General features: G+C 49.4%; 6 protein-coding genes. All 6 read left to right on the forward strand.

What is annotated here, in order from left to right; all coding sequences use genetic code 11:
* Positions 1-98: 98 nt before the first annotated feature.
* Complete coding sequence (locus J3B89_RS14130) at positions 99-683, forward strand: aspartyl/asparaginyl beta-hydroxylase domain-containing protein (protein ID WP_251372440.1); 585 nt, start codon at positions 99-101, stop codon at positions 681-683.
* Positions 664-2,637, forward strand: a complete 1,974-nt coding sequence (locus tag J3B89_RS14135; protein WP_215398252.1) for a phytanoyl-CoA dioxygenase family protein — start codon at positions 664-666, stop codon at positions 2,635-2,637. The genes J3B89_RS14130 and J3B89_RS14135 overlap by 20 nt, the downstream gene beginning before the upstream one ends.
* Positions 2,634-3,761 (forward strand): hypothetical protein, encoded by a 1,128-nt coding sequence (locus J3B89_RS14140; protein ID WP_215398253.1) that lies wholly within the window; start codon positions 2,634-2,636, stop codon positions 3,759-3,761. The genes J3B89_RS14135 and J3B89_RS14140 overlap by 4 nt, the downstream gene beginning before the upstream one ends.
* Positions 3,733-4,230 carry a GNAT family N-acetyltransferase gene (locus tag J3B89_RS14145; RefSeq protein WP_215398254.1) on the forward strand — a complete coding sequence of 166 codons (498 nt, stop codon included), beginning with the start codon at positions 3,733-3,735 and terminating at the stop codon, positions 4,228-4,230. Before J3B89_RS14140 ends, J3B89_RS14145 begins: the two co-directional genes overlap by 29 nt.
* Before the next feature lie 145 nt (positions 4,231-4,375).
* On the forward strand, positions 4,376-4,963 hold the full coding sequence (locus J3B89_RS14150) for a phage tail protein (protein WP_215398255.1): 588 nt from the start codon (positions 4,376-4,378) through the stop codon (positions 4,961-4,963).
* A 114-nt stretch (positions 4,964-5,077) separates the two neighbouring features.
* Positions 5,078-12,088 (forward strand): Ig-like domain-containing protein, encoded by a 7,011-nt coding sequence (locus J3B89_RS14155; RefSeq protein ID WP_215398256.1) that lies wholly within the window; start codon positions 5,078-5,080, stop codon positions 12,086-12,088.
* Positions 12,089-12,186: the final 98 nt, after the last annotated feature.

A 12,186-nucleotide genomic window follows, 5' to 3' on the forward strand; every position in this document is an offset into this window, starting at 1 on the left:
GTATAGTCCCAGGCAGTTGATTTTACAAACAAAGAGCTTCCATAGTGCTTTTTTTCTGTTAGCCTCTGTTTTTATAAAATAAAGTTAATGAATTAGCTATGACTATTTGTAGTTTTGCCTTGCTGGGCACTGTGCCTGATTACCTGCAAATGCAGCAGGAACTCAGCCTGTTACTGCAGCAGCAGTGGCATGCACATGTTAATAAACAGGACTATCAGGGCGGCTGGGATGTATTAGCTCTACGCTGTGCTACGCAACACTTTAATAGTCACGGTATTTTACAAAGCTTTGCTATCGCAGCAGGAGAAGCCTGGCAAAACCTGCCTGCACTTGAACAAAGCCCGGCATTATTGCGCTTTACTACTAATTTGCCTTATTCACTCAAGTCGGTCAGATTAATGCGGTTACACCCCGGTGCTGAAATTAAACCCCACCGCGATCATGGTTTAAGTCTGGAGCATGGAGAAGCCCGGCTACATTTACCTCTTCAAACCAATGAGCAGCTAAATTTTTTTGTGAATGATGAACGAGTGCCTATGCAGGCAGGTGAGCTTTGGTATATCAATGCTGATCAGGTACACAGAGTCGAAAATAAAGGCTCTGAGCCCCGCATTAATTTGGTACTGGATTGTGTAGTAAATGATCACTTAAAGGAGCACGTTTATGCACGGCGGAGTACTTAGCAGCCCAAAGCTGACGAAAGAGTTGTTATCACAGTTTTCCACCGGGATATTACAATGTCAGGGTGCAGCAGACGCCAGCCCGCTAATCACGCCTTTCTTAGCCACTCTTTGCCACCATCTGGCACTGGATTTACACCCGGATTGTTACCTTGATCAGGAATTTACCTTAACTCCATATGGCAAAGCTGTCTCTCCAACCACTGCTGCACAATGTGCCGAAGATATTGAACGTAGCCGCCTGTTTATGCAGGCTGTTTATCAGGCTGTGCAGGAACGCCTGACACCACAGCGCCCGGTTCGCTTATTATATGCAGGTACGGGCCCGTTGGGTTGGCTGGTACTTCCCATGCTGGGCCAGTTTACTGCGCAGCAGGTACAGATCACTGCGCTGGATATTCACCCGGCGTCACTGGACAGTTTTTGTGCAATTTGTCAGGCATTCGGGCTTGAAGATCATATTTCAGCCTGGGTCTGTGCAGATGCCACTACATGGCGGCCTCAGCAGGAACACAGCTATGACATAGTCCTGTCTGAAACCATGAATCAGTTTCTGGAGCAGGAGCCACAGATCCAAATATTCGTTAATTTACAACGCTGTCTGGCAGCAGGTGGCAGCCTGATCCCGCAACAGGTGTTGTTGTCGGCAGAGCTGGAATGGCAGTACAGGCAAAAGCTGCAAAGTCATCATTTAGGGCCTGTATTTTGTTTGAATTTGGACACTGCTAAAGCTATGGCGCAAGGCCAAAACGGGGTATTACACAGCAGCATGTTATTGCCCGAATTTGAACCAGGCCCTGTAGATATTAAATTGTGCACTGAAATTCAAGTCTATAAGCAGTTTTGGTTGGTGGAGAAACAAAGCCAATTAACGCTGGCAAAATACCGTAAGCGACTGTTGCTTCAACCCGGCTCAGTGCTGGAGTTTAGTTATCAGTTCGGGCAAACTCCGTTGTGGCAGTTAGATTATCAAAGCCTGACCTTTCCATTGGTGGGAAGCGATGATCTGAGTGTCGAAGGACTATTCCATTTCTACAGATTGTGGCAAAAAATTCAGATCAAAAAGTTAAAACTCCCCACCGTATTGCCAGCGGACGAATGGTTAATCGACAGAGCACTATTGGATCTGGCAGGTTTAGGCTTGCATCCTGGTTTACAGCTGTTATATCGCTGCAACAGGCTGTCTGAGTTACAGCAGGAAGTGCGGCAATTATCATTCACTGAAGCGCAAAAACAGCAGATCAACCAACAATTGCGTGAACTGGCCGCTGGGCAACAACGTATGGCAATACCTTCAGTGCTATCGGAACAACAACTGGCATTCTGGCAGCAGCATGGTTATCTGGTGGTGCCGGCAGTGTTAACACCGGAACAATGTGAACAAAGCCGACAGGCTATCTGGCAGTATCTGCAGGCTTCACCAGAACAGCCTGACAGCTGGTATCAACATCAGGCACAATCAGAAAAGATTATGCTGCCATTGTTCCGGCATCCGGCTTTAGATGCAAACCGGCAAGTGCCACTGATCCGACAGGTTTTTCAGCAGCTTTGGCAAAGAACCGATCTGGTAATGAGTACAGACCGGGTTAGCTTTAACCCGCCTCAAACGGCTAACTGGACATTTCCGGGGCCAGATATGCATTGGGACATGCCACTGCGCGCACCAGTTAGTTTTGCAACCCAGGGCCTGATTTACCTGACCGATACCACAGAACAGCAAGGCGCATTTTGCTGTGTGCCGGGGTTCCACTTGCAAATAGATAACTGGATCAACGCTCAAAACAAAACAGAGCTCGAAATGCAGCAACAAGACTGGTCAGCCTGGCCGGTCAAAGCCATCGCAGCTAAAGCAGGAGATTTAATAATCTGGCATCAGGCATTGCCACATGGTGCCAGTGTAAACCGGGCGGCTAAGCCAAGAATGGTGCAATACGTTAATGCCTATCCGCTACAATGAACGACCTGACACAACGCTATATAAAGTTGTTACACAACCGCCAACAGTTGCAACAATTGGCGGCACAACACAGCATGGCCCACTTTTGCGATCTGCTGGCGCGCTATCTTGACTGGCCGGATCTGACAGAACAACAAATGCTTACCTTTCTGCGCCAGCAAAATGCCCGGGCAGTAGTACCGGCAAGCGCAGAATTTAACCGCTGCTGGTTTCCTTATGCTTATCAGTCAAACCAACAAAGCGTGCGCTGGCTACTGGCCAACGAAAAACCACAACAGCCTTTTCTGGCCGATTATATCGCCGCAAACCGCCAGAGCCTGCTGGCGACATTGATTCAGCCTTACAGCCTGCTAGCGGATTTACTGGCTGTTGCAACCCCTGCCAAAGTGGCACCTGCCTTGTTGATATTTCACTGGTCCAGAACCGGCTCAACTTTGCTGGCATCCAGTATGATGCCTGTTGCCGGTTGTCTGGTGTTGTCAGAGTCTATGTTAATCAGCGATGTGTTAACCGATCCGGTCTGGCAAGACAGAACCAAAGAGCTACTGCAATTGCTGGTGCATCTGCAAAGCGGCCCCTGGCCGGAATGTTCCAGCATCATTATTAAAACCAATGCCTGGGATTTACAACAATGGCGCCTGTGGCAAACTGCATTTCCCGATGCAAAAAACCTGTGCCTGATAAGACAACCGGCCGCTATATTACGCTCACACCAGCATGAAGCAGGCCGCCATATGGTGAAACAACGCGTTACAGTCTGGCTTGATGACAATTGCCAGGCCGAAGATCTTATTACCTATCAACAGCAAAAATTGACGCAGTTAATGCAATTTACTGCACAACTTGTTAAAACCGGCAACAGCACTTTGATTGATTATCAGCAGTTGATCCAACTTAGCAATGCGCAGTGGCAACAGCTTACCGGTTTAGCCCTAAGCGACAGCGAAATAATGACCTGGCAGCAGCACCTGAAATTAGATGCTAAAAACAGCGGCCAGCTATACCGGCCGGCTGAACCGGCAGCATCTGACTGCAGCCCTGAACTGGCGCAGCAATATCATTTACTACGTTTACAATGCCACGACTGGAATGCAGATGAACTTAACCCCTTACCTGCCGTTTAATCTGACGCTGCGCCTTGCAACAGCAGATGACAGGCCGTTTTTATTGCAGCTGTTTGCCAGCAGCAGGCCGGTTTTCAGCCAGATGGGCTTACCAGAGGCTTTAGCAACACATTTGGCAGAGCAGCAATTTCAGCTGCAGCAGGCATCTTACCGGCAACAAGCCCCCGCAGCAGAAGTATTTATTGTGTTACTGCACAATACACCCGCCGGGCAATTAACTGTCAATCACAGTAGCCACGACATACGCCTGATGGATTTGTCTATATTGCAACAGCATCAGGGCAAAGGTTATGGCACTACACTGATTAAGGCGTTACAGGCATTGGCTGACAAACAGCAACTGCCGCTAAAACTGTCGGTTGATCAAACTAATCAGCGCGCCCTGGCGTTATACCTTAAACTGGGCTTTAGCATTATACAGCAACAAGATTTTCATTATTATATGTGTTGGCAGTGTAGCCATCCGTAAAACAGGTAAAACCGTTAAAAAATATCTACTAACAAACGCAAATTGTTGCTTTATTGCTCACACCTCACTATTGTTAAGCCTGTATTCAGCTAGCGTAAAAACCCCTCATAACTTAGACTATTAACCTCTGAATAAGGAATACAATATGGCGGATCCATTTATCGGTGAAATTCGGATGTTTGCTGGCACTTTTGCCCCACAAGACTGGGCATTTTGTCACGGGCAGCTACTGTCAATTCAAACTTACCCTGCCTTATACTCTATCTTAGGAATAACTTATGGTGGTAACGGTACTTCAACCTTCGGTTTACCCAATCTGCAAGGCCGCAGCCCGCTCGGCGTTGGCACAAGCCCCGGATTAAGCAATGTAACACTTGGTCAGGTTGCAGGCACAGAACAGGTAACGCTAAACCAAACGCAACTTCCCAGTTTCAATGTATCACTGACCGGTACCGCAACTATCGCTATACCAGCAAATACCAGCGACGGCACATCTAAAACACCAACAAATAACAGCGTATTATCCACCGCTGTCGATACCGCAGTCGGAGCTGAAGTCGACCTTTATGCACCGCTAAATTCAGGTAGCTCCACCACCTTAGCGCCATTTAATGCAAATATAACAGCGCAGGGCACATACACTGGCACAAATCAACCTGTGCCGACACGCAGCCCTTACCTTGGAATGAACTTTATTATTGCGCTTACGGGGATATACCCCTCCCGTAATTAAGTTTGATATGCAGCGGTTTTATATACCGTGGCTTTAACACTATGTTTTATTTTTTTGCTGGCGGGTAAAGGATACCCGCCAGCAAAAATCTATATTGTTTACTAAGGAAATACTATGTCACGGTCTGATTACAGCTTTTGTTCCCGGATGAAAAATTTTGCTGCTACCGCATTAAATATAAATAGCCTAAGTCGCTGTTTATTGCTGTGTAGCTTGTCACTGGTAACAATGTCATTTTCTGCTCAGGCCGCTGAACAAAGCCTGCCTGTAAACAAAACAACATGGATTTTTGTTGACCCGGCAGTTAAAGATCACCAGCAACTACTCGGCGACCTGCCTGCAGGTGCTGAGCTAAGAATCCTGCAAGCAGACCGCGACGGTTTTAGCCAGATTGCCGAAGAGCTTTACGATCAGCGCGATATCGCACAAATTCATTTAATTTCTCATGGCCGCGATGGTGAAATTCAGGCAGGTAATACCTGGTTGTCGGCCGACAGTATTGATAATGCCCGCAATCACTTAGCTTTTATAGGTGAAGCTTTAGCCACCAATGGCAGTATTTACATTTATGGCTGCCAGGTAGCAGCCGGGGTAAGAGGTAAAGCATTATTAAATACCATTGCCAGTATAACCAATGCCAGTATTGCCGCCTCTGACGATTGGACCGGCGATGCAAAACAAGGCGGGAACTGGCAACTGGAAACTGTTATCGGCACAGTTCAGGCCAATACTCTGCCAATCAATAAATCTTATCCGCATTTGCTTAATACTATAAATGCAGGTGATATGGTTGTATTAGGTATTAATTCACTTAGCGATACAATTACCTTTGCAACATTAGTTAATATCCCTGCAGGGACAGTAATCAAGATTACTGATAGAGGATGGGATCAGATTAATAATGCATTTACAACCGGTATGACAGGTGATGGCATTGTCACTTGGACAACTGTGTCTAGTGTTCAAGCGGGGACAATATTGACATTAACTTTAGGTGGTGGCGATAACTCTCCAGCTACAGCATTAATCAATGTCACTGCAGGAAATGTTGATTTAACAGCTCAGATTTCACTTTCTGGCTACTCCGCTAATGATCCCCTTCTGGCATCAGGCGATCAGGTTTTTATTTATCAGGATGATGACAATAATCCTTATTTTATTTTTGGTCTTAATGCCAGCAGCAATACCAATCTCGACGCGACATACTGGCAAACAACTATTACTGCAAATTCGTTGATCCATTCTATGATTCCTAATGGCGTGGGTAGCCAAAATGCATTAACTGATGGTGTAAATGCGCTTGGGATACTTACCAATCCTGGCGGAGGTACAGTCGCGCAAGAACAATTTGATAATGTGGCCTATACCGGCCCTACCAGCAGTACTGATCGCGCGGGGTGGCTGGCACGAATTGTCAACCGCAATAACTGGGGAGGAGATGACGATGGCACAATAACCACTTCAGTGGGAACTGCTGGTGGTAGCTTTATAGCTTTACCCCCTCCGCCTCCAACCGTTACCGATGGCAATATCAGCATTTCCGGCGCCACAGGCACCGGTGGCGCTTATAAAATTGGCGATACTGTCAGTGCAATCTGGAACAATACCGCTGGTGGCGACAATAACGCCGGTATTACCGGCGTTATTGCAGACTTTTCCCAGTTTGGCGGCAGTGCCGCTGTGGCTGCAACTAATAATGCAAGTATCTGGACAGCAAGCTATACCATTACAGCAGGCGCTATTGATGCTACTAACCGTAATGTCAGCATCACCGCCAGCAATGCGAATGGCCCTACCACTACCGCTGATACCAGTAATGCCACTGTAGATAACGTGGCACCTACAGTAACCGATGCGCGGATCAGTATTTCCGGTGGTACCGGAGCGGGTGGCGCCTATATTATTGGCGACACCGTAACCGCAAGCTGGAACAATACTGCAGGCGGAGATAACAATAGTGATACCATTAGCGGCGTGACAGTTAACTTCAGCCAATTTGGTGGCGGTACAGTTGCCGCCAGCAACAATGCAAATACATGGACAGCTACTTACACTATTGTTGCCGGAGCAATAGAAGCCAGTGCTCGCAATGTGTCAGTTACTGCTACAGACAATGCAGGTAACACTGCTACCGCAGCCGATACCAGTAATGCTGATGTAGACAATACCGCACCGGTGGTTGCCAGTGTAAGTGTGCCTGCAAACGGCACCTACCTTGCAAACCAAAGCCTTGATTTTACTGTTAATACCAACGAAAACATCGTTCTTGATACCAATGGTGGAACACCGCGGATAGCTCTTACTGTAGGAGTAACCACACGCTACGCGAGTTACCTTAGCGGCAGTGGTTCGTCTGCTATCGTATTTCGTTACATTGTGCAAAGCGGAGATCTGGATGCTAACGGTATTACTGTTGCGGCTGTGATTGACGCCAGTGGCGGTACGCTACAAGATGGCGCCGGCAATAACATGAATCTGGTGCTTAATAATGTCGGCAGTACCGCTGCTGTGCTGGTTAATGGTGCAACAGTACCTGACGCCCCTACCATAGGCACAGCCACAGCCGGCAATGGCCAGGCTTCGATAGCATTTACCGCTCCAGCTAATACCGGCGGTGCGCCAATTACCAGCTATACCGTTACGTCTAACCCCGGCGGTTTTACCGGCACCGGAGCAGGCTCTCCGATTACGGTAGGCGGGTTAACCAATGGTGTGGCTTATACCTTTACCGTAACGGCAACTAACTCGGCGGGTACCAGTGTGGCATCAGCGGCCTCAAACTCTGTTACACCGGCAGCGCCGCAAACGATTACCTTTAATAACCCTGGCGCACAAAACTTTGGTACTTCGCCTACACTGACGGCGACATCCGATTCCGGTTTGACGCCGACATTTAGCTCCTCAACTACCGGTGTTTGTACGATTACCACTGGCGGTGTGTTAACTTTTGTGACGGCAGGTACCTGTACTATCAATGCCGACCAGGCAGGCGACTCATCCTACTTACCTGCCAGCCAGGTGAGTCGTTCTTTCACCGTTAACCCTGTAGCACCAGCTGCACCAACGATAGGAACTGCGGTTGCTGGTGACACCCAGGCCAGCGTTGCCTTTACAGCGCCTGTCAACACCGGTGGAATAACCCTCACGGGTTATACCGTGACCGTCAGCCCACCAGATGTTGGGCCAGTAAACGGTACTGCTTCCCCGATTGTCGTTAATGGTTTAACTAATGGTCAGGCCTATACCTTTACCGTGACTGCCGACAACGTTGCGGGCACCAGCCCGGCTTCGGCGGCATCCAATTCGGTAACACCTGCGGCTATCCAGACCATCACCTTTGATAACCCGGGCGCGCAGAATTTTGGTACTACACCAACGCTAACGGCGACCTCGGATTCCGGCTTAACGCCAACCTTTACCTCAGCCACACCTGCCGTGTGTACCATCACATCGGGCGGTGCACTCACCTTCGTTACCGCAGGTATGTGTACCATTAATGCTGATCAGGCAGGTAATAGCAGCTACTTAGCGGCTACTCAGGTGAGCAGAACCTTTACGGTTAACCCGGTGGCGCCCGGCATACCAACAGCTGTTGTTGCCACTGCGGGTGATACTACAGCAAGCGTTGCTTTTGCCGCACCGGTAAATACCGGTGGCGTTAATATTACCGGTTATACTGCTACGTCTAACCCCGGCGGCTTGACAGCCAGCGGTGCTGGCTCGCCTCTGGTAGTGAATGGTTTAACTAATGGCACGCCTTATACTTTTACCGTAACGGCAACTAACTCTGCCGGTACCGGTGCTGCTTCTGCAGCGTCTAACAGTGTTACGCCCAACCCGGCTAATTCTGCACCGCAAATCTCAGGCTCACCGGCTACCTCTGTGGATCAGGGGCAGGCATATAGTTTTGTGCCAACTGTCACGGATCCGGATGATGATACCCTGACCTTCAGTATTCAAAACAAGCCTACCTGGGCAAGTTTTGATACTGCCACAGGTGCACTAACCGGTACTCCGGCGAAAGAGCATGTGGGCACCACCAGCGGTATTGTAATTAGTGTGTCAGATGGCGAACTTAGCGCCAGCTTAGCGGCATTTAGTATTGAAGTTATTGCTGTTAATGCTGCTCCGGTAGCGGTAGATGATAATTTCACCCTGCCATTTAGCAGTAACCATACTTACCTGCTGGATGTACTGGCAAATGATACTGATCCGGATGGCGATACCTTAACCATTACCGCTGCCAAAGCCAGTATTGGCCTGGTGAGTATTCAGGCCAATAAGCTGCAATTTAACGCGCCGGAAAACTTCAGTGGTACTGCCTCCTTCAGCTACAGCATTACTGACGGTGAGTTAACTGATCAGGCAAAAGTTACCCTGCAAATAGACGGCAGTAACCCTGATGCACCGGTAATTACAGCGCCGGATGATTTAATTGTTAATGCCAGCGGCCTGTTTACCAAGGTAAATGTGGGTGTAGCTACAGCAGTTGATCGCAATGGCAACCGGCTGGCAGTGTCGTTAGTTAACGGCTCGCCGCTGTTTGCGTCAGGCCGCCATGAATTATACTGGCGGGCAACTGATGCCAGCGGTGTTAGCAGCACGGTTACCCAGCTGCTGCAAATTAATCCTCTGGTGTCACTAAGCAAGCCGCAAACGGTTATTAACAACAGCACCGTTACCATTGAGGTTATTCTAAATGGCCCGGCTCCGGCCTATCCGCTTGAGGTGGCTTATAGTGTAAGTGGTTCTGCCAGTGCGGTAACGGAACACAATCTGGCCGCCGGTTCAGTGCAAATAAGTTCGGGCCTGCGTGCCAGCATCAGCTTCGATATCTTTGCTGATTTAACTACCCAGACAGAAAAAGATATTGTTGTTACGCTTAGCAACAGCCTGAACCTGGGCGCCAATGCCAGCACAACCATTACGGCGACAGAAGCTAATCTGGCTCCTGTGGTTATGCTGGAAGCACAGCAGCAAAATCAAATCCGGCTGACCGTGGGCAAAACTGCCGGTGAGGTTACTGTTGCCGCACAGGTTACTGATCCTAACCCTGGCGATACCGTCAGCCTGCAGTGGCAGGCTGACGCAGCACTGACCAATATTTCGAACGATATATCGCAGTTTGTATTTAACCCGGCAAACCTGAGCAGTGGCGTTTATCAGATAGCGCTAACCGCGACAGATAATGCAGCAGAACCACTAAGCTATACTGCGCAAGTGTACCTGCTGGTACAGGATGTATTGCCGGTACTGGATGGCAGCGACAGCAACAACAACCTGATCCCGGACAATGTCGAAGGTTTGGGTGACAGCAACGGCAATGGAATTCCGGATTACCTGGACCCAGGCTTTGACTGTAACGTAATGCCGGAGCAACTGATAACTGTAACCCAGTTCGTAGCAGAAGGTGAACCGGGTATCTGCCTGCGTAAAGGTGCTACCGCGGCGCTTAGCAATACCGGCGGCATTCAGCTAACCGGTGCTGATATGCAATGGCTGGAACCAGACATGCAGGCCACTAATATTGGCGGTACTTTTGACTTTATTCTGCGCAACCTGCCAACTGCCGGTGCCAGTTATGCGCTGGTATTACCACAGCGGCAACCTGTGCCACAAAACGCAGTTTACCGTAAGTTTACGCCTGCCAGCGGCTGGACTAACTTTGTACAAAACGCGCGCAACCAGTTGTTTAGTACTGCCGGCGAACCGGGCTTCTGCCCACCGCCTGGCGGCAGCAGCTGGCAACCGGGTTTAACAGCCGGCCACTGGTGTATTCAGCTTACCATTGAAGATGGCGGCCCGAACGATGCCGACGGTTTAGCTAACGGCACTATTGTTGACCCGGGTGGTGTTGCCGTTGCGCTAAATGGTAACCAGTTGCCAATAGCCGCAGACGATAACTACTCAGTACAATGGAACCAAAGTCATACTCTGGAAGTGTTGCAAAATGACACCGATCCGGATGGGGATACGCTGAGCATTAATCAGGCTGCAGCAGCATTTGGTAGTGTAAGCATCAGTGATGATGGCCAGACATTGCTGTATACCCCGGCGCAAGACTTTATCGGCACTGACACCCTTAGCTATGGTATCAGCGATGGTAATAACGGTAGCGCCAGTGCCACAGTTACAGTGGAGGTGTACTACAACAGGCCGCCACTGGTAAGCAATGCAACAGCCAGCACTAATGATAAAACAGCGATTGACATTGATGTGCTGGCCAACGCCAGTGATCCGGATGGCGACACGCTTATTGTCAGCAGTGCCAGCGCGCAGAACGGCAGCGTAACAATCACTGCGGCACAAACCCTGCGCTACACCCCGCAAGCAGGCTATAGCGGTACTGATACCATCAGTTTTACAGTAAGCGATCAGCGCGGCGGCAGTGTTAATGGCACAGTGACAATATCAATAACGGCATATGAGGTTATTACAGTGGTAAATAAATCGTCTGGTGGTGCGCTAAACGGCTGGCCATTGTTATTACTGGCCGGGCTGGCACTGGGCCGGCGGCGCAAAATGCTGCTAAAACCCGTGTTGCTGTTAGCGGCGCTGCTGAGTTTTAATACTCAGGCAAACTGGTCGCTTGATGCTATGTTTGGTAAAAGCACCACCAGACAGTCAACATCAGAGATCCTTGCCCAGCTACCTGCAAACGCAGAATTACTGCAATATGATGACAGCGGTAAAAGCTGGGCGCTGGGGCTTAGCTATTATTTCACGCCACGGCTGGCAGTACAGGCGCACTATGTTGACTTAGGCGACGCCAGTGTCAGCATGCGCGGTGAAACACTGACCCCGGAAGCGTTTCATCAGGCAGTATCAGACATTGGCCCTATGTTGGCAAAAGGTGTGCGCAGCGGCTTGTCTTACCACGTTTGGCAACATGTCGGCTGGTCGGCTACTGTGCAGGCCGGGGTATTCGCCTGGGACAGCGAAACCAACAGCACCGCCGGTGATAACCTGATCCGCTACAAAACCAGCGACACCGACATCTACTGGGCGCTTGGCGCCAGTTATGCGCTGGACGAGCACATCGCCTTGCAGGCTGTGTTTAACCGCTATCATCTGGAAGGTAATAAGGCCGACAATATTATGCTCGGTGTCAGTTATTCGTTTTAAACCGTAAGGCGCCTCAGGGCGCCTTTACTTTAACTGCAATGCTGTTACCGGATAGCAAAATGGTTAATACTGGCTTAAGCAGGCGTCCGCCATGCTGT

Origin of the sequence: Rheinheimera oceanensis (assembly GCF_018831085.1) — a bacterium.
GTDB lineage: Bacteria > Pseudomonadota > Gammaproteobacteria > Enterobacterales > Alteromonadaceae > Alishewanella > Alishewanella oceanensis.